This is a genomic window from Klebsiella sp. WP8-S18-ESBL-06, assembly GCF_014169755.1.
In the GTDB taxonomy this organism is placed as follows: Bacteria; Pseudomonadota; Gammaproteobacteria; order Enterobacterales; family Enterobacteriaceae; genus Kluyvera; species Kluyvera ascorbata_B.
In genome coordinates, this window is the sequence record NZ_AP022256.1 from 3,922,564 (window position 1) to 3,940,430 (window position 17,867).

Sequence of the window (17,867 nt, forward strand, 5' to 3'; positions counted from 1 at the left end):
TGATGAAGCTGATTAATCGCAGTAAGCAATCACCTATTGGTCGCCGCGCTTGCGATGTTGCGCTGGCGGCGCACCACGCAAAATATGGCGATTACGGCAGGCAGAAGCACCAGACAAATTACACCGTTGAGGTGGATGGCATGAAGGTCACCGTCGAAGTCGTCAACCGCGCCACCAGCTATGTCGCCACAGCAATGATCGGCGTTCGTAAACTTCGAAACCTGCCAGCACAGGCACACTGATTAACAATGACGGCCCCGACTGGGGCCACTGGAGAACATCGATGGACGAAGAAGTATTTACCAGAGATGAGGCCGCCGCCTTCCTTAAAGTGGATAAAGGCACGATTGCCCAGTGGATAAAGTCCGGTCGCCTGGCTGCTACCCGAAAAAATCCACATAAGAAAAAAAGCCCATATCTGATCTGCAAAACAGACTGTATTGCGGCAGTGAAGAACCCGATCCACAATCAACCCGTGAATGCGGTTGATGTGCAGGAGGATAAAGCATGTCAATCAAACAACGTGCCTGTACGTGGCACTGCGACTTCGTTACGCCTGGTGGAAGTCGAATTAGACGGTCTCTTGGGACAACGGACAAAAGGCAAGCGCAGGAGCTCTATGATCAGCTGAAAGCTGAAGCATGGCGAGTTGATAAGATGGGGGAGTTTAAGCCGCGAACGTTTGATGAAGCGTGCGTTCGCTGGCTTAACGAAAAGCAGCACAAGAAAAGCCTGGACGATGACAAAAGCCGGATCGGATTCTGGAGGATGCACTTCAAAGGAATGGACCTGTCAGCAATCACGGAAGACAGGATCTTGTCGGCGGTGAGTTCGATGGTTAATCGCAAACATCGAATGAACTGGGAGGCTAAACGGGACAGCCTGCTGCGAAGAGGTAAGCCGGTTCCTGAATTTAAGGATAAACCAGCGTCGCTGGCGACGAAGGCGACACACCTTGCTTTCATCCGGGCGCTGTTACGATGCGCGGCCAACGAATGGCGATGGATAGCCAAAGCGCCGAACATCAAATGCCCGGTGCCGAAAAATAAGCGCATTCGCTGGCTAACCAAAGAGGAAGCGGCGAACCTGATCCGGGAGCTTCCCGAACATATGAAGCCAGTTGTTATCTTTGCACTGGCGACGGGGCTGCGCAGGTCGAACATCACCGATCTGGAGTGGTCGCAAATTGATATGCAGAGGAAGGTTGCGTGGATTCACCCCGAGGACGCGAAAGCAGGAAGGGCGATTGGGGTCGCCCTGAACGAATCGGCCTGTAAGGTGCTGCGGGAGCAACTGGGGAAACATAACCGGTGGGTCTTTGTTCACACTGAATCATCCGTTCGCCCGGATGGAACGAGAACAAAGGCAGTGCGCAAAATGCGGTCTGATGCTAACACGGCATGGCGCGCAGCGTTAAGGCGGGCGGGAATAGAAAATTTCCGCTTCCATGACCTGCGGCACACCTGGGCGAGCTGGCTTGTTCAGTCCGGCGTACCACTCAGTGCGCTACAGGAAATGGGCGGTTGGGAAAGTATCGAGATGGTACAGCGTTATGCACATCTGGCACCGAATCACCTGACGCAGCATGCCATGCAAATCGACTCATTCCTGGCGGGGAATGGCACAAATATGGCACAAGGCGCTTTTGCTGAACTGGTGAATATCGCGTGAACCCGCGTGGTTAGTGGTGCCGATAAGAGGAGTCGAACCTCCGACCTTCGCATTACGAATGCGCTGCTCTACCAACTGAGCTATATCGGCCCTGCATGATGTGTTCACGAACGTGAATCACGGGGTCAAAGGTTAAAACTAACCGGGCGATGCGTCAATAGTCAGATTAATCAACCGCCTATTTTTGCATCGCCCGCCGTCAATTACGCACGAATCGTATCTTCACCAAAGCCGATCCACTTGTAGGTGGTCAGCGCTTCGAGCCCCATCGGCCCGCGAGCGTGAAGTTTCTGCGTGCTGACCGCCACTTCCGCGCCCAGGCCAAACTGGCCGCCGTCAGTGAAGCGGGTGGAGGCGTTGACGTACACCGCTGACGAGTCCACTTCATTAATAAAGCGGTTAGCGTTGCTCAACGTACGCGTCAGGATGGCATCAGAGTGCTGCGTGCCATGCTGGCGGATGTGCGCAATCGCACTGTCCATATCCGCCACCACAACCACGTTAAGATCCAGCGACAGGAACTCGTTGTCCAGCTCTTCCGCTTTCAGCGGCACCAGCTTCGCCGGGCCGTTTAACGTGCGCATCACGGTCTCATCGCCGTGCAGCGTAACGCCGCTGGTCGCTATCTGTTTACTCAGCGCCGGAAGGAAGCGGTCGGCGATAGCCTGGTTCACCAGCAGGGTTTCAACGGTGTTACAGGTGCTCGGACGCTGGGTTTTAGCGTTGACGATAATCTTCAGCGCAGGGTCAATCTCAGCCGTGTCGTCGACATAAATATGGCACACGCCGATACCACCGGTGATCACCGGGATTGTCGACTGTTCGCGGCACAGCTTATGCAGGCCTGCGCCGCCGCGTGGGATCAGCATATCGATGTACTTGTCCATCCGCAGCATTTCACTGACCAGCGCACGATCCGGGTTATCAATCGCCTGTACCGCCGCTTCCGGCAGGCCACACTCTTTCAGCGCTAGCTGAATAACGCCGACGGTCGCGGCGTTAGTGCGGTAAGTTTCTTTACCGCCGCGCAGAATCGCTGCGTTGCCGGTTTTCAGGCACAGCGCGGCGACGTCGACGGTCACGTTCGGGCGGGCTTCATAAATGACACCAATCACACCAAGCGGCACGCGGCGACGTTCGATACGCAGGCCGCTGTCCAGCAGCCCGCCGTCAATGACCTGACCTACCGGGTCGGCCAGCGTGCACACCTGGCGCACGTCGTTGGCAATCGCACTCAGGCGTGCGGGGGTTAGCGCCAGACGGTCCAGCATAGCTTCGCTCAGGCCACTTTCGCGCGCCTGGGCCAGATCGTCTGCGTTGGCGCGCAGAATCTCATCGCTATGAGATTCCAGATAGTCTGCAATAGTTTCCAGAACCCGGTTTTTTTCACGGCTGGACAGCAGCGCCAGTTTATAAGAGGCCTGCTTTGCCGCAATGCCCATTTGTTCCAGCATGTTGAACTCCTTAACGGGTGATCATGTCGTCACGATGAACCGCGACCGGGCCGTACTCATAGCCGAGGATGGCATCAATTTCCTGCGAGTGGTGCCCGGCGATGAGGCGCAGCGCGTCGCTGTTGTAGCGGCTGACGCCGTGCGCGATGTCCCGACCTTCAAGGTTACGAATACGGATCACTTCACCACGAGAGAAGTTGCCTGTCACGTTTTTAATGCCTTTTGGAAGTAATGAACTTCCGCGTTCCAGAATGGCGGAGGTCGCGCCTTCGTCAACGGTCAGCTCTCCGGCCGGCGGTGCGCCGAAAATCCAACGTTTACGATTTTCCAGCGGCGTGTCCTGCGCGTGGAAACGCGTGCCCACGGCCACATTCGCCATCACGTCGCCAATGACGCCCGGCAGGCTCCCTGCGGCAATAATCGTGTCGATGCCCGCGCGGCATGCTACGTCGGCGGCCTGAAGTTTGGTTCCCATACCGCCGGTACCGAGACCGGAAACGCTATCGCCTGCGATCGCCCGTAGCGCATCGTCAACGCCGTAGACGTCTTTGATCAGCTCTGCGTTCGGGTTACTCCGCGGGTCAGCGGTAAACAGCCCCTGCTGGTCGGTAAGCAACAGTAGCTTATCGGCGCCGGCCAGAATCGCGGCCAGCGCGGAGAGGTTATCGTTATCGCCCACTTTAATTTCAGCGGTTGCCACGGCATCGTTCTCGTTAATCACGGGAACGATATTGTTATCCAACAGCGCGCGCAGGGTATCCCGGGCGTTGAGGAAACGTTCACGGTCTTCCATATCGGCGCGAGTCAGCAGCATCTGGCCAACGTGGATGCCGTAAATAGAGAAGAGCTGTTCCCACAGCTGAATTAAGCGGCTCTGGCCAACGGCGGCAAGCAGCTGTTTTGAGGCGATAGTCGCGGGCAGTTCAGGGTAACCCAGATGCTCACGCCCGGCGGCAATCGCTCCTGACGTTACAATGACAATTCGATGTCCAGCCGCATGAAGCTGGGCACACTGGCGAACCAGTTCAACAATATGCGCGCGATTCAGGCGGCGCGATCCGCCCGTTAAAACACTGGTACCCAGTTTGACCACCAGCGTCTGGCTATCACTCATGATTCTCTGCCGTTAAAAAGAAGAAGTATCGATCCAAACAAACGTTGTAACAGGAGTCTGGTCACTTGCCAACAGGCAGGACAGAAAGCGGGGGTTTTATTGCGCGGGATCAGGCAGCCTAATGGGGTTTATTGACAATTTTATGACAGAAAAAATTAAACATACTTTTTTATACTTAATCGGAGATTGTCATAAATTTTTAACACGTGCGGGATAAAAACGTTCCTGTTTTTTCACAGTGGTCTTTCACAGCACTTTTTAAGTATAAAAAAACCGGGATTGAGAAATGCAAAAAACAGCACTGGCATTAACGATGATGGGTATTATTGCGTCCTCTTCAGCTATGGCCGCGGAAGTTTATAACAAAGATGGCAACAAGCTGGACGTCTATGGCAAGGTCAAAGCTATGCACTATATGAGCGATGACTCCAGCGCAGACGGTGATAAAACCTACGTGCGTTTTGGTTTTAAAGGCGAAACCAAAATTAACGATCAGCTGACCGGCTATGGTCGCTGGGAATCTGAATTTTCCGGTAATAACGATGAAAGCACATCTACCCAGAAAACGCGTCTGGCGTTTGCTGGCCTGAAATTAAAAAATTTCGGCTCGTTTGATTACGGTCGTAACCTTGGCGCACTGTACGATGTTGAAGCCTGGACCGATATGTTCCCGGAATTCGGCGGCGACTCCACCGCGAAAACCGATAACTTCATGACCAAGCGTTCCAGCGGCCTGGCAACCTACCGTAATACCGACTTCTTCGGCGTGGTTGACGGCCTGGATTTAACCCTGCAATATCAGGGTAAGAATGACCGCAGCACCTATGCTACCGCTAACGGCGACGGCTTCGGCTCCTCCCTGTCCTACGATTTCGGCGGCAGCGACTTCGCTATCAGTGCGGCATACACCAACTCTGACCGCACCAATATCCAGCAGGCTAAATCTCTCGCCAAAGGCGGCAAGAACGCAGAGTCCTGGGGCACCGGCGTAAAATATGATGCCAATAATATTTACCTGGCGATGATTTATACTGAAACCCGCAATATGACGCCAATTAAAGGCCTGGTTTCCGCGGATCAGGGTTTTGCTAATAAAGCGCAAAACTTTGAAGCCGTCGCGCAATATCAATTCGATTTCGGCCTGCGTCCTTCTCTGGGTTACGTGCAGATGAAAGGCAAAGACCTGGGCAACGGAATTGGCGATCAGGATCTGATGAAATATGTAGACGTCGGCGCGACCTACTATTTCAACAAAAATATGTCGACATTTGTTGATTATAAAATCAACCTGATTGACGAAGATGCGGTCACCAAACGTCTGGCCATTATGACCGACAACGTGGTCGCCGTAGGCATGACCTACCAGTTCTAACGGTTATATGAAAAAAGGCCTCCAGAAGGAGGCTTTTTTTTATGGCTTAATATCAAGGCCAGCCGCTCGGCAGGCCTTGATATTGTTTATGCCGTACGTTTTACCGCTTCGTTGGCAAAGCCATCGGCTGGCTCCAGCGCTAAATCCAGACTCGCCAGCAGCTCGCTTGCCCGTTCGTGAAAACCGCGCAGCGTTTGCTGCAGACGCTCAACGACCTCAGGATCTTTGATCGCAACCGCCTGCCATGTCCCCTCTTTATCAAACAGGCCGAACTGGTAGCTGTAGGTAAAGCGGCGCTCTTCCGCTTCCATCTCCATCCACCAGCCCCAGAACTCACGCTTTTCCGGCGCGGGTTTCACGTTCACGCAAACGGCCAGGCAGTCGAAGAAAAAGCGGTTATCTTCGCACTGCTCTTCGCGAATATAGGGGCCAAGCGCAGTGAATTTCTTGATCAATCTACTCTTCGGGTGTCCACTCGGTAACGTCATTGCGATCTCCTTTAGTGATGCAACTGTTTTACCAAATCAATAGAATTTATCAATATATTAACAAAATCTATTATTGATCCACCCTGCAATTTCCTTCAGCGCCTTATCAAAATTACGGTACACCGGGTTAAACGGAATCGGCATCAGCTTGCCCTGCGCTGACGACGAGACGATTAAACGCGACTCCTCTTCCGGGCTGAACGGATCGTTATCCCAGTAGCCAGAAAGCATCGGCGTTGGGCAGCGGCGCCCCAGCAGCCCCTGCGTTTTTAACGAGTAGCGGTTCAGCTCTACGCGCAGCGCTTCATCAGAGGCATCGTGCATGCCCAGCCGCGAGGCCAGCACGTCGAGGTACATTTCCGGTACGCGCCCCTGATGCAGCGGGTCGCTCAGCAGGCCATGAACGACCGGGCCAAGACAGGCGACGGCCTTCAGATTTTGCGCTTCCAGATAGGCCAGACGTACCGCAATGTTCGCGCCAAAGCGGAAGCCAAACGCGGCAACGCGCGTATGATCCACCCACGGCACATCGCGCAGCTGTTTAATCACCTGCTGATGCAGCAGGCTGGAATCCTGGGTGAGCTTCCATTTGGAAGAGAAACCGATCGACGGCATGTCTACCGTCAGCATAGCAATGCCGAGCGGCGCGAAATAGCGCTCATACAGGCTGTAGTAATCGGTCTGCAGGCCGTCAAGCCCGCCGCACATCAGCACCGTCGGGAACGGGCCGTCGCCTTTTGGCATATGCAGGAAGCCGGTAATCGGCGAACCGCCAGGAATGGCGAACTCCAGTTCGCGCATGGCGCCCGGCAGGCGTTTAGCCGCCTCTTCATAGGCGCGGTTGGCCAGCGCCTGCGCCTGTTCGGCGAGATCGTCGCCCTTCAGGTGTGGATAGGCAGCAATGCTGTAGAGGTTGGAAGCGTGCAGCCAATGGCGGCCGCTAAGCGTTTCATCCTGCTCCTGCATGGCCTTCTGCTGCCACTGCATTGCCTGCGTCGACCATTCGTAAATCCAGTTGCCGCCGCGATACCCTACCACGGTGTCGTACAACTCATCGTCGGTGCGTTCGGCCTGGCTCATGACGATACGCGCCTGCACGTCGAGGATTTCCTGCGGCGTTACGCCGCGCCAGATCCACATCAGACGGTTAATCATGCGATACCAGTGCGGGACGGTGCTGCCGCTGAGCGCCGAATGCATGCTGGAAGGACTGCCGGTATTAAACCGACGCACCAGCGTGGACGTTTCAGGGTGTTTAAAACGCGGCTTGAATAGCGTTTCGCTGAGATTAGCTTCAGGCATCACAAAACCTCCATGGATACGATCTTTTGTCCATTGTAACGCGTGGGGCTCTAAAAAAAACAACGCCCGGCATAACCGGGCGTGAGGAGCGCATTTATTGACTGAATTAACGGCCAGAGATAGGCGGTACGAACACCACGCCCATGTCCCAAGGCTGTTCAATCCAGGTGTCCTGCGGGATGTCGACCACGTAATCGTCGACCAGCGGACGACCGGCTGGTTTCGCGAAGATGGTGACGAAGTGCGCTTTTGGATACATTTCGCGAATCGCCACCGCGGTGCCGCCGGTGTCGACCAGATCGTCAATAACGATAAAGCCTTCGCCGTCGCCTTCCGCGCGTTTCAGAACCTTCAGCTCGCGCTGGTTATCGTGGTCATAGCTGGAGATGCATACGGTGTCGACATGACGAATGCCCAGTTCACGTGCCAGCAGTGCGCCCGGTACCAGACCACCGCGGCTCACGGCGATAATGCCTTTCCACTGTTCAGAAGGCATCAGGCGTGCGGCCAGTTTGCGTGCGTGAACCTGCAACATGTCCCAAGTGACGACGTATTTTTCGCTCATGTGAAGTGTCCCAGCCTGTGTTATACGGCTTAAAAAATGTTCAAGGGGGAAATAGGTTGCGCGAGATTATAGAGATCTGGCGCACTAAAAACCAGTGTTAAGCGGAATCCACGGCGCTTTTTACGTGGTTTATTCTACCGGAAGAGGCAGAAAGTGGTATTCTCAACCCCATCGCGCAAGCCAGGCTTGTGGTATATGTCTATGCTAACCCTTTACCTGCAAGCGACTTTTGCAGAACGCCGTAAGGAGACTCATCGTGTCTGAACTGTCTCAATTATCCCCGCAGCCGCTGTGGGATATTTTTGCCAAAATCTGTTCTATTCCGCACCCTTCTCACCATGAAGAACAGCTCGCCGCACACATCGTCGGCTGGGCGAAAGAAAAAGGGCTTCACGCAGAGCGCGACCAGGTCGGCAACATTCTGATTCGCAAAGGCGCGACGCCGGGCATGGAAAACCGTAAACCGGTTGTGCTGCAGGCTCACCTCGATATGGTGCCGCAGAAAAACAACGACACCGTGCACGACTTCGCTAAAGACCCTATCCAACCGTACATTGACGGTGAATGGGTTAAAGCACGCGGCACTACCCTGGGCGCCGACAACGGTATCGGTATGGCGTCAGCGCTTGCAGTACTGTCCGATGAATCCGTTGAGCACGGTCCGCTGGAAGTGCTGCTAACCATGACCGAAGAAACCGGTATGGACGGCGCCTTTGGCCTGCAGCCAAACTGGCTACAGGGCGATATCCTGATTAACACCGACTCAGAAGAAGAAGGTGAAATCTACATGGGCTGCGCCGGTGGTATCGACTTCACCAGCAACCTGCCGCTGACTCGCGAAGCCATTCCTGCAGGCTTCCAGACCTTCAAGCTGACGCTGAAAGGCCTGAAAGGCGGCCACTCCGGTGGTGATATTCATCTTGGTCTGGGCAACGCCAACAAACTGCTGGCCCGCTTCCTGGTCGCTCATGCGGCGGAACTGGATCTGCGTCTGGTAGACTTCACCGGCGGCACCCTGCGTAACGCGATTCCACGAGAAGCGTTTGCGGCCATCGCGGTTCCGGCAGACAAAGTCGACGCGCTGAAAGGGCTGGTAGAAACCTACCTGCACATTCTGCAAAATGAGCTGTCGGCAAAAGAGAAAAACCTGACCCTGGTACTGGAAGCGACGACCGTTGAAGGTAAAGCGCTGACAACCGCGTCTCGCGATGCCTTCACTCAGCTGCTGAACGCGACCCCGAACGGCGTGATTCGTAATTCCGACGTGGCGAAAGGCGTGGTAGAAACCTCTCTGAACGTCGGTGTGGTTTCCATGACTGAAGATACCGCAACCATTCACTGCCTGATTCGTTCCCTGCTCGACAGCGGTAAAGATTACGTAGTGAGCATGCTGGAATCACTGGGCGCGCTGGCAGGGGCTAAAACCCAGCCGAAAGGCGGCTACCCGGGCTGGCAGCCGGATGCGAATTCACCGGTCATGAAGCTGGTACGCGAAACCTATCAGCGCCTGTTCAACAAGGTGCCAAACATTCAGATCATTCACGCGGGTCTGGAATGTGGCCTGTTCAAGAAACCGTACCCGAACATGGATATGGTCTCTATTGGGCCAACCATCACCGGTCCACACTCTCCGGATGAGCAGGTTCATATCGAAAGCGTTGGCCAGTACTGGCAGCTGCTGACGGAACTGCTGAAGGCGATTCCGGCGAAGTAAGTTCTGAGCCGCTCCCGGCGGCGCTTCGCTTGGCCGGGCTACGTAGAATGTAGCCCGGCCAAGCGAAGCGCCGCCGGGAATATCACCGCCCTACCTGATTTTTTCCATCCTATAGTTCACAAACGTCTCTCCGCGCGCCTCAACCTCTTGTTCAGCCAACACCACAAACCCCAGCCGTTCAAAACACGCTTTGGCCGTGATGCTCGATTCTACCGTTAACGCTCCCGTCGGTACTCTGGCGAACAGCGCGTTCAGCAGCGCGCTGGCAACACCCTGTCGCGCATACGATGGGTCGACAAACAGCAGGTCGATATAGCGCTCAACGGCGGTGACAAAACCGACAGGCGTTTCATCAACCGTTGCCACCAGAACCAGCGAGTCAGCCATTTTTTGTCGCCAGCACGCGTCATCCACCTGCGCCCAGGCGTTTATCTGCGCGGGCGAGTAGTGCTGGCTGGCAATTTCCCGCACCGCACGCTGGAAAATGCGGCACAGCGCTGAGAAATCATCATCACAATAGGCGCGAATTTGCATCATTAAATTCCTAACAGCAGCTGGCGCTCCAGCTGTGGATCCAGCAGCGAAACATGCAGGCCCACTAGGCGGACCCCACGCTGCGAGCGCCTTTCGTGCCAGGCTTTGTGTGCCGTCGCGATCAGATCGTCTTTATTCAGCTGCGGCCAGACATGTTCCTGCGTGGTTTGCTGGAAATCATTAAATTTTAGTTTGATACCCTGCCGGGCAATACGTAGATCGGGACGAACTTTTGCCAGCCGGCGCTCCAGCTCCGGATAAAGCCGCTCGACGATCGCCTCACACTCCGCCCATTCGTGGATGTCTTCGATCAACGTACGCTCAACGCCGATCGACTTACGCTGGCGATCGTTGTTGATCTCGCGCTCATCAATCCCCCGGCTGCGCTCCCAGAGGATCCGGCCAAATTTACCGAAACGCTTAAGCAGCACGGCAAGATCGCTGTTCTGCACGTCTTCACAGGTGCGTAGCCCCATGCTTTCCAGCTTCGCTGCGGATACTTTGCCAACGCCGGGTATTTTAGCCAGCGGCAGCGTTTTCAAAAATGCCGGAACGTCGGCAGGCGTCAGCACATACTGGCCGTTGGGTTTGTTAAGATCGGAGGCGATTTTTGCCAGAAACTTTACCGGTGCGACGCCCGCCGAAGCGGTTAATGCGAGCTCGTTAAAGATCGTTTGGCGGATCTCCTGCGCCATCAGCGTGGCCGACCCGTGGCAATGAACGCTGTCGCTGACGTCGAGATAGGCTTCATCCAGCGAGAGTGGCTCAATTAATGAGGTATAGCGGGAGAAGATTTCGCGGATATGATTGGAGGCTTCGCGGTAGGCTTCGAAACGACCCGGCAGCAGCGTGAGGTGCGGGCACAGCTTCAGTGCCATAGCGGTAGGCATGGCACTACGTACACCAAATTTACGTGCGGGATAGTTTGCCGTGCTGATAACACCGCGCTGTACCCGACTGCCGCCGATGGCGATGGGAATATCGCGCAGCGCGGGATTGTCGCGCATTTCCACCGCGGCGAAGAAGCAGTCCATATCAATATGGATAATTTTGCGCATCGTTAGCCCTCACTTACCACTGGATAAGTATACAGCATAACTTAAGCAAATGAGAAGAGCGGTCAATCGCCCGGCCAGGCCGGGCGATGAACAAACTACAGAATACGGTTCTGCTGGCGCTGGGCTTCGCGAGCCATACGTTTTTTACGTGCATCGCAGGGTTCAGGACAGTTGCAGACCTTTTCGATGCCCAGTGACGCGATCCCGCCGCAGCTGCCCTGCAGGCTTTTTCGCTTCACCAGATACCCCAGCGACATGCCGAGGATAACCAGCGCGAAAATGCAGAACGTGGCCAGGAATACCGTTAACATCATCAGCCACCAAAGTCATCGAGCATGATATTTTCATCCTCAACACCCAGCTCTTTGAGCATTTTGATGACCGCGGCGTTCATCATCGGCGGCCCACACATGTAGAACTCACAGTCTTCCGGCGCCGGGTGGTCGCGCAGGTAGTTTTCGTACAGCACGTTATGAATGAAACCAGTGTAGCCCGTCCAGTTATCTTCCGGCTGCGCGTCGGAAAGCGCAATATGGAAGGTAAAGTTCGGGTTCTCGCGCGCCAGCTGTTCAAATTCCTCTTCATAGAACATTTCACGCAGCGAGCGCGCACCGTACCAGAAGCTGATCCGGCGGTTGCTGTGCAAACGCTTAAGCTGATCGAAGATATGCGAGCGCATCGGCGCCATCCCCGCACCGCCGCCGATAAAGACCATTTCAGCATCGGTATCTTTGGCAAAAAACTCACCAAATGGCCCGGAAATCGTCACCTTGTCGCCCGCCTTCAGCGACCAGATGTAGGAAGACATGATTCCCGGCGGCGCATCGGGGGCGGAAGGCGGCGGCGTCGCGATTCGCACGTTGAGCATAATCATGCCCTTTTCTTCCGGGTAGTTCGCCATGGAATAAGCACGCAGCGTTGGTTCTTTCACGTCGGAAACATAGCGGAACAAGTTGTATTTATCCCAGTCCGCGCGGTATTCGTCGGGCACGTCAAAGTCGGCGTAAGCAACCTTATGCGGCGGGCATTCAATCTGAATGTAGCCCCCGGCGCGGAACGGCACGCTTTCCCCTGCAGGGATAGCCAGCTTCAGTTCTTTGATAAAGGTGGCTTTGTTATCGTTAGAGATAACTTCGCATTCCCACTTCTTCACGCCAAACACTTCTTCAGGCAGCTCGATTTTCATATCCTGGCGCACGGCAACCTGGCAGGCCAGACGGCAGCCTTCTTTCGCCTCGCGCTTGGTAATATGTGACAGTTCGGTCGGCAGAATATCACCGCCGCCCTCTTTCACCGTTACCCGGCACTGCCCGCATGAGCCCCCGCCGCCGCAGGCGGAGGAGATAAAAATACCGTTGCTGGACAGCGTATTGAGCAGCTTGTCACCCGCCGGAGTTTTAATCTGTTTGTCCGCTTCATTGTTGATTTCGATAACCACATCGCCGGAATTAACCAGCTTCGATTTCGCCAACAAAATCAGCAACGACAGTACCAGCACGATCAGCGTAAACATCACTACGCCAAGTATAATTTCCATGATTAACGGCCCTTATAGCTGCACACCGGAGAATGACATAAAGCCTAACGCCATCAGCCCGGTGGTGATAAAGGTGATCCCTAAGCCGCGCAGTCCCGCAGGCACGTTTGAATACTTCATCTTTTCACGAATTCCCGCCAGAGCAACAATCGCCAGCATCCAGCCAATGCCCGAGCCGAAGCCGTAAACAATGGACTCACCGAAGTTGTAATCACGCTGCACCATGAAGGAAACCCCGCCGAAGATGGCGCAGTTTACGGCGATCAGCGGTAGGAAGATGCCCAGTGCGGTGTACAGCGAAGGGAAGTATTTATCGAGGATCATCTCGAGAATCTGCACCAACGCGGCAATCACTCCGATGAAGGTGATGAAGTTGAGGAAGCTAAGATCCACGCCATCAACCAGCGCGCCGTCGCGCAGCACCAGGTTATACACCAGGTTGTTGATCGGTACGGCAAGGCCCAAAACCACCGTTACCGCTACGCCAAGACCAAAAGCCGTGGAGACTTTCTTTGAAACCGCCAGGAATGTACACATTCCAAGGAAGAAGGCCAGCGCCATGTTTTCAACGAACACGGCGCGAACAAACAGACTAATGTAGTGAGCCACGATCGGTTACTCCTTTTCCTGCTGTTCCGGCTTCCAGCTACGCAGCGCCCAGATCAGCAGACCGATAATGAAAAACGCGCTCGGCGCGAGCAGGAACAGGCCATTAGGCTGGTACCAGCCGCCGTTCTGTACCGTTTCCAGCACCGTGACGCCAAACAGCTTGCCGCTGCCGATCAGTTCACGCAGGAAGCCAACAATCAGCAGAATGGCGCCGTAACCCAGACCGTTGCCGATACCGTCCATAAAGCTCGCCAGCGGCGGAGACTTCATGGCATACGCTTCCGCGCGCCCCATCACAATACAGTTCGTGATGATCAGCCCGACGAAGACCGACAGCTGTTTTGACGTTTCATAGGCAAACGCGCGCAGCAGCTGATCGACCACGATAACCAGCGAAGCGATGATCGCCATCTGCACGATGATGCGCACGCTGTTCGGAATATGATGACGAATCATCGAGATAAACATGCTGGAAAACGCCGTCACCAGCGTGACCGCAATTGTCATCACGAAGGCCGTTTCCAGCTTGGTCGTCACCGCCAGCGCAGAACAGACGCCGAGGACCTGTAGCGCGATGGGGTTATTGGCAATGAGCGGCCCAACCAGCAGGCGTTTCATCTCTTTCATTTCACCCTGTTCAGCCATGGTTCAGCCCTCCTTCTCGCACCTGTTTCAGGAATGGGCCAAAGCCCAGTTCGCCCATCCAGAAATCAAAGCTATGCTGGACGCCTTTGGCGGTCAGCGTTGCGCCGGATAAGCCATCCACCGCGTACAGGTCGCCCTGCGGCGCAGCGCCCTTCATCACTCTTAACGCAGGATGACCTTCGTCGTTAACGACGCGCTTACCCACAAACTGCGCACGCCAGTTCGGGTTTTCAATTTCACCGCCCAGCCCCGGGGTTTCCCCCTGGTCATAATAGGTGATGCCTTTGATGGTGCGCCCGTCGGTATCCAGTGCCACAAAAGCGTACATCATTGACCACAGGCCGTTACCGTAAACCGGTAAGACGATCTCCTGAATCTGCTGTTTTTCGTCTTTAATGAGGTAAATTTCCACCACATTGCTGCGGCGACGAATACCGGCAGGGTCTTCGCTGGACGCCAGCGCAATGCTTTGCTGGGGATCTTTCAGGGCCTGGCTCTGGTTAAACTTTGCCGGATCGGCATCAAGCATCGCACCGCTTTTCAGGTCTACCAGCCGTGGCGTAACGCGGCTGGCATACACTTCAGCCACCTCGTCAGCCGTCATCTTATCGTGCATCAGCCCGGCCACCGCCAGGATATTGCGCTGTTTATCCAGCGCGCGCTGCTCCTGCTGGAGCGGCTTCAGGCCAACGGCTGAGCCGGCCACCACAATAGAGCAGACCAGACAAAGCACCAGCACCACCAGCAGCGTTTTGCCGATGCTATCGTTACTTTTATTCTCAGCCACGCGACTTCCTCCGCTTAATATTGGCCCGCACCACCAGATAATCGAACAGCGGTGCAAAGAGGTTGGCGAACAGAATCGCCAGCATCATCCCTTCCGGATAGGCCGGGTTAACCACGCGAATCAGCACGCACATTGCGCCAATCAACGCGCCGTAGCACCATTTCCCTTTATCAGTAAACGACGCGGAGACCGGGTCGGTAGCCATAAACATCATGCCGAAGGCGAAGCCGCCCAGCACCAGATGCCAGTACCACGGCATGGCGAACATTGGATTGGTGTCAGAGCCAACCAGGTTAAACAGCGTCGCACAGGCAATCATGCCAACCATCACCCCGGCGACAATGCGCCAGGAAGCTACGCGACCAAAAATAATTAGCGCACCACCGAGCAGGATCATCAGCGTCGATACTTCGCCAATTGAACCCGGGATGTTGCCGATAAAGGCGTCCATCCAGCTTACCGGCTGACCGGTGACGACGTTGACCAGCGCTTCTCCACCGTGGCTTGCCCACTGGGAAAGCGGCGTTGCGCCGGAGAATCCGTCGGCAGCGGTCCAGACGAGATCGCCGGAGATTTGTGCCGGATAGGCAAAGAACAGGAACGCGCGCCCGGCCAGCGCCGGGTTAAGGAAGTTGCGTCCGGTACCGCCAAAGATCTCTTTGGCTATCACCACCCCAAAGGAGATGCCGAGCGCCGCCTGCCATAGCGGCATCGTCGGCGGAACAATCAGCGCAAACAAAATAGAGGTGACGAAAAAACCTTCGTTCACTTCATGCTTACGCACAATCGCAAACAGCACTTCCCAGAAACCGCCTACCAGGAATACCGTGGCGTAAATAGGAAGAAAGAACACCGCACCCAGCGTCATCATGCTGAGCCAGCCGGCGTCCGCCGCGAAGCTGACGCCCAGCGCCTGCGCCACGCTGTAGTGCCAGTTACCGGCGATGACCTGCTGCAGCTGTTCCGCGCCGTACAGTTTGTGCAGCGCCGGGATCGTTTGCAGCCCAACGTTGTACATCCCCCAGAACATCGCCGGGAAGACGGCGAACCACACGAGGATCATCATGCGCTTCAGGTCGATGGCGTCACGGACGTGCGCCGCACCTTTGGTGACGTGGCCCGGCGTGTAGAGCAACGTCGCCGTTGCTTCATACAGCGGGTAGTATTTTTCCAGCTTGCCGCCCTGCGTGAAGTGCGGCTCAACTTTTTCCAGCAGCTGTTTTAAGCCCATCACTTAGCCTTCCTGCTCAATTTGCGTTAATACGTGGCGCAACACCGGCCCGTATTCGTATTTCCCCGGACAAACGTAGGTACACAGCGCCAGGTCTTCTTCATCAAGCTCGAGACAGCCTAGCGCCTGCGCGCTGTCGGTATCGCCCGCCAGCAGATCACGCAGCAGCATGGTCGGCAGGATGTCCAGCGGCATCACGCGCTCATAGTTGCCAATCGGGACCATCGCGCGTTCGCCGCCGTGGGTGTCCGTAGAGAGGTTAAACAATTTCTTCTTCAGGAAATGACCGAGCGTGGTGCGGGTGATTGAATACTTGTCACGCCCCGGCGCAACCCAGCCGAGCAGCTCTTTTTCACGCCCTTCTTTCAGGACGCTGACCTGCAGATGGAAGCGGCCAAGGAACGCCTGAGGGCCTGCGGCCCGTGAGCCGTTGAGTACGGAGCCGGACAACACGCGATTTTCGCCCTCGTGCAGTTCGCCCTCCACCAGCGCATCGAGATCGGCGCCAAGGCAGGTGCGCAGCAGACGTGGCTGTTTCACCTGCGGGCCACCGAGCGCGATAATGCGCTCCGTCCACAGTACGCCTTCGAGGAACAGTTTGCCGTAGGCAATCACGTCCTGATAGTTCAGGTGCCACACCTGTTTGTTCAGGCTTACCGGCTCAAGGAAGTGTATGTGCGTGCCAACCAGCCCCGCCGGATGCGGGCCGGTGAACTGATTGAAGGTCACCTGCCCCTGCGGGTGGCCGCCCAGCTTGCCGCCGCTGCTCTGGCAAACGTGCACTTTGCCGTCGGTAAGACGCGTCAGCACGGTCAGACCCGCGTTAAAGGCTTCACGCTGGGCGAGGATAATCGGCTGAGGGTCTGCGGCCAGCGGGTTGGTGTCCATGGCGGTGACGAATATCGCCGCCGGCGCCGTCCCCGGAGCGGGGGTTTTGCTGAACGGGCGCGTGCGCATTGCGGTCCACATGCCGGATTCGATCAGCTGCGCGGCAACCACCTCACGCGGGAGTGTTGCCAGGTCGTCGGCGGAATAGGCGGTAAAGTTCAACGAGGCATCACCGTCGATATCGATGACGACCGACTGCAGCACTCGCCGCTCGCCGCGATGAATAGCACTGACCGTGCCGCTGGCCGGGGCGGTAAAGCGTACGCCGGGAATCTTTTTGTCTTCAAAGAGCAGCTGCCCTTTGACAACGCGATCCCCCTCTTTTACCGCCATTGAAGGGCGCAACCCGACATATTCTTCGCCTTTGACCGCCACGCGATTCACGGTAACGTCATCAATACGTTGCCGATCGGGCAGGCCAGCTATAGGCAGATCGAGACCTTTGGTTATTTTAATCATACTGTTCGCAGGTATCCGTTAACGACGACGTCAACTCAGCGCTGAGGCCAGCGTTTTGGTTAACGAGACAAAAGAAAGGAGGTGCGCCTGAAAGCTCTTCGCAATCCATGACCAGGCATGACGAGAAACTGAAGTATCCTTTCTTACACTGTTTAGAGAATTACTATCTGAATCATCCGTCAGGCATTCATTTGCCTATTTTTCACCGAATGATTACGTAACGAAAGTTTACCATTTTCTCTTTCCCTGATGCAGCAGTTCTGCATTTCAACCTGCCAAATTGCGAGCTGATACGCAAACTTCTGTGGATTAGGATAAAGATAGCTAGCGAATCATCAGCTTATCCTACACTCTTCGTACGAGGCCCCGTCCATCGGACCGGTAGCACAACGCACCGGCCGACCGCGGGAATGCAACACGAAATTGTAAACGCCGAATG

Annotated in this window: 19 protein-coding genes and 1 tRNA gene; 5 read left to right on the forward strand and 15 right to left on the reverse strand. The window is 55.5% G+C overall.

Features of this window, described 5'->3' with window-relative positions:
- The first annotated feature begins 2 nt into the window (after positions 1-2).
- Genes H7R76_RS18935 through H7R76_RS18945 form a run of 3 tightly spaced genes read left to right on the forward strand, consistent with a single transcriptional unit; the run spans position 3 to position 1,671 of the window.
- Positions 3-242: a DUF4060 family protein gene (locus H7R76_RS18935; protein ID WP_029139424.1), complete on the forward strand. Its 240-nt coding sequence runs from the start codon at positions 3-5 to the stop codon at positions 240-242.
- Positions 243-283: 41 nt separating this feature from the next.
- Complete coding sequence (locus H7R76_RS18940; protein ID WP_072011928.1) at positions 284-631, forward strand: helix-turn-helix domain-containing protein; 348 nt, start codon at positions 284-286, stop codon at positions 629-631.
- Positions 514-1,671: a site-specific integrase gene (locus H7R76_RS18945; protein ID WP_227673984.1), complete on the forward strand. Its 1,158-nt coding sequence runs from the start codon at positions 514-516 to the stop codon at positions 1,669-1,671. The genes H7R76_RS18940 and H7R76_RS18945 overlap by 118 nt, the downstream gene beginning before the upstream one ends.
- A 14-nt stretch (positions 1,672-1,685) precedes the next feature.
- Here the strand turns inward: H7R76_RS18945 and H7R76_RS18950 are convergent.
- The 3 genes from H7R76_RS18950 to proB form a co-directional block, all read right to left on the reverse strand.
- A tRNA-Thr gene (locus tag H7R76_RS18950) sits at positions 1,686-1,761 on the reverse strand.
- A gap of 113 nt (positions 1,762-1,874) precedes the next feature.
- The gene (proA, locus tag H7R76_RS18955) at positions 1,875-3,125 is read right to left on the reverse strand and encodes a glutamate-5-semialdehyde dehydrogenase (protein ID WP_182966129.1); all 1,251 of its coding nucleotides are present in this window, start codon (positions 3,123-3,125) and stop codon (positions 1,875-1,877) included.
- A gap of 10 nt (positions 3,126-3,135) precedes the next feature.
- Complete coding sequence (proB, locus tag H7R76_RS18960) at positions 3,136-4,239, reverse strand: glutamate 5-kinase (protein ID WP_106930353.1); 1,104 nt, start codon at positions 4,237-4,239, stop codon at positions 3,136-3,138.
- Positions 4,240-4,525: 286 nt separating this feature from the next.
- Here proB and phoE point away from each other — a divergent pair, with 286 nt between their 5' ends.
- A complete protein-coding gene (gene phoE, locus H7R76_RS18965; protein WP_182966131.1) occupies positions 4,526-5,611 on the forward strand; it encodes a phosphoporin PhoE in 1,086 nt (361 codons plus the stop codon).
- Between the two features lie 86 nt (positions 5,612-5,697).
- On the opposite strand, the gene crl is transcribed toward phoE, so the two are convergent.
- The 3 genes from crl to gpt form a co-directional block, all read right to left on the reverse strand.
- Complete coding sequence (crl, locus tag H7R76_RS18970; protein ID WP_106930357.1) at positions 5,698-6,099, reverse strand: sigma factor-binding protein Crl; 402 nt, start codon at positions 6,097-6,099, stop codon at positions 5,698-5,700.
- Between the two features lie 57 nt (positions 6,100-6,156).
- A complete protein-coding gene (gene frsA / locus H7R76_RS18975) occupies positions 6,157-7,401 on the reverse strand; it encodes an esterase FrsA (protein WP_106930360.1) in 1,245 nt (414 codons plus the stop codon).
- 106 nt (positions 7,402-7,507) lie between these two features.
- Positions 7,508-7,966 carry a xanthine phosphoribosyltransferase gene (gene gpt, locus H7R76_RS18980; RefSeq protein WP_106930362.1) on the reverse strand — a complete coding sequence of 153 codons (459 nt, stop codon included), beginning with the start codon at positions 7,964-7,966 and terminating at the stop codon, positions 7,508-7,510.
- 256 nt (positions 7,967-8,222) lie between these two features.
- On the opposite strand from gpt, the gene pepD reads away from it, so the two are divergent.
- Entirely contained in the window at positions 8,223-9,680 is a 1,458-nt protein-coding gene (gene pepD, locus H7R76_RS18985) for a cytosol nonspecific dipeptidase (protein ID WP_106930364.1), read from the forward strand.
- 90 nt (positions 9,681-9,770) lie between these two features.
- Here pepD and H7R76_RS18990 read toward each other — a convergent pair whose 3' ends face one another.
- The 9 genes from H7R76_RS18990 to H7R76_RS19030 all read right to left on the reverse strand — a co-directional run bounded on the left by H7R76_RS18990 (position 9,771) and on the right by H7R76_RS19030 (position 17,428).
- Complete coding sequence (locus tag H7R76_RS18990; protein ID WP_227673985.1) at positions 9,771-10,214, reverse strand: GNAT family N-acetyltransferase; 444 nt, start codon at positions 10,212-10,214, stop codon at positions 9,771-9,773.
- A 2-nt stretch (positions 10,215-10,216) separates the two neighbouring features.
- On the reverse strand, positions 10,217-11,272 hold the full coding sequence (gene dinB, locus H7R76_RS18995; protein ID WP_182966135.1) for a DNA polymerase IV: 1,056 nt from the start codon (positions 11,270-11,272) through the stop codon (positions 10,217-10,219).
- Positions 11,273-11,367: 95 nt separating this feature from the next.
- Positions 11,368-11,583, reverse strand: coding sequence for a (Na+)-NQR maturation NqrM (gene nqrM, locus H7R76_RS19000; protein WP_181358053.1), 216 nt, complete (start codon positions 11,581-11,583; stop codon positions 11,368-11,370).
- Positions 11,584-11,585: 2 nt separating this feature from the next.
- On the reverse strand, positions 11,586-12,809 hold the full coding sequence (gene nqrF / locus H7R76_RS19005; protein ID WP_182966137.1) for an NADH:ubiquinone reductase (Na(+)-transporting) subunit F: 1,224 nt from the start codon (positions 12,807-12,809) through the stop codon (positions 11,586-11,588).
- A 12-nt stretch (positions 12,810-12,821) separates the two neighbouring features.
- A complete protein-coding gene (nqrE, locus tag H7R76_RS19010) occupies positions 12,822-13,418 on the reverse strand; it encodes an NADH:ubiquinone reductase (Na(+)-transporting) subunit E (protein WP_106930373.1) in 597 nt (198 codons plus the stop codon).
- Between the two features lie 6 nt (positions 13,419-13,424).
- Complete coding sequence (locus H7R76_RS19015) at positions 13,425-14,063, reverse strand: NADH:ubiquinone reductase (Na(+)-transporting) subunit D (protein ID WP_106930375.1); 639 nt, start codon at positions 14,061-14,063, stop codon at positions 13,425-13,427.
- Positions 14,056-14,850 carry a Na(+)-translocating NADH-quinone reductase subunit C gene (locus H7R76_RS19020; RefSeq protein WP_106930377.1) on the reverse strand — a complete coding sequence of 265 codons (795 nt, stop codon included), beginning with the start codon at positions 14,848-14,850 and terminating at the stop codon, positions 14,056-14,058. The genes H7R76_RS19015 and H7R76_RS19020 overlap by 8 nt, the downstream gene beginning before the upstream one ends.
- Positions 14,843-16,081, reverse strand: coding sequence for an NADH:ubiquinone reductase (Na(+)-transporting) subunit B (locus H7R76_RS19025; protein WP_106930414.1), 1,239 nt, complete (start codon positions 16,079-16,081; stop codon positions 14,843-14,845). Before H7R76_RS19025 ends, H7R76_RS19020 begins: the two co-directional genes overlap by 8 nt.
- Positions 16,082-16,084: 3 nt before the next feature.
- Positions 16,085-17,428, reverse strand: coding sequence for a Na(+)-translocating NADH-quinone reductase subunit A (locus H7R76_RS19030; protein WP_182966139.1), 1,344 nt, complete (start codon positions 17,426-17,428; stop codon positions 16,085-16,087).
- Between the last annotated feature and the right edge of the window lie 439 nt (positions 17,429-17,867).

What these genes read in the sequence shown, in the direction of transcription:
- H7R76_RS18935 (WP_029139424.1), top strand. Translation starts at nt 3, where the DNA reads ATGAAGCTGATTAATCGCAGTAAGCAATCACCTATTGGTCGCCGCGCT.
- H7R76_RS18940 (WP_072011928.1), top strand. Translation starts at nt 284, where the DNA reads ATGGACGAAGAAGTATTTACCAGAGATGAGGCCGCCGCCTTCCTTAAA.
- proA (WP_182966129.1), bottom strand. Translation starts at nt 3,125, where the DNA reads ATGCTGGAACAAATGGGCATTGCGGCAAAGCAGGCCTCTTATAAACTG.
- proB (WP_106930353.1), bottom strand. Translation starts at nt 4,239, where the DNA reads ATGAGTGATAGCCAGACGCTGGTGGTCAAACTGGGTACCAGTGTTTTA.
- phoE (WP_182966131.1), top strand. Translation starts at nt 4,526, where the DNA reads ATGCAAAAAACAGCACTGGCATTAACGATGATGGGTATTATTGCGTCC.
- crl (WP_106930357.1), bottom strand. Translation starts at nt 6,099, where the DNA reads ATGACGTTACCGAGTGGACACCCGAAGAGTAGATTGATCAAGAAATTC.
- frsA (WP_106930360.1), bottom strand. Translation starts at nt 7,401, where the DNA reads ATGCCTGAAGCTAATCTCAGCGAAACGCTATTCAAGCCGCGTTTTAAA.
- gpt (WP_106930362.1), bottom strand. Translation starts at nt 7,966, where the DNA reads ATGAGCGAAAAATACGTCGTCACTTGGGACATGTTGCAGGTTCACGCA.
- H7R76_RS18990 (WP_227673985.1), bottom strand. Translation starts at nt 10,214, where the DNA reads ATGCAAATTCGCGCCTATTGTGATGATGATTTCTCAGCGCTGTGCCGC.
- dinB (WP_182966135.1), bottom strand. Translation starts at nt 11,272, where the DNA reads ATGCGCAAAATTATCCATATTGATATGGACTGCTTCTTCGCCGCGGTG.
- nqrM (WP_181358053.1), bottom strand. Translation starts at nt 11,583, where the DNA reads ATGTTAACGGTATTCCTGGCCACGTTCTGCATTTTCGCGCTGGTTATC.
- nqrF (WP_182966137.1), bottom strand. Translation starts at nt 12,809, where the DNA reads ATGGAAATTATACTTGGCGTAGTGATGTTTACGCTGATCGTGCTGGTA.
- H7R76_RS19015 (WP_106930375.1), bottom strand. Translation starts at nt 14,063, where the DNA reads ATGGCTGAACAGGGTGAAATGAAAGAGATGAAACGCCTGCTGGTTGGG.
- H7R76_RS19025 (WP_106930414.1), bottom strand. Translation starts at nt 16,081, where the DNA reads ATGGGCTTAAAACAGCTGCTGGAAAAAGTTGAGCCGCACTTCACGCAG.
- H7R76_RS19030 (WP_182966139.1), bottom strand. Translation starts at nt 17,428, where the DNA reads ATGATTAAAATAACCAAAGGTCTCGATCTGCCTATAGCTGGCCTGCCC.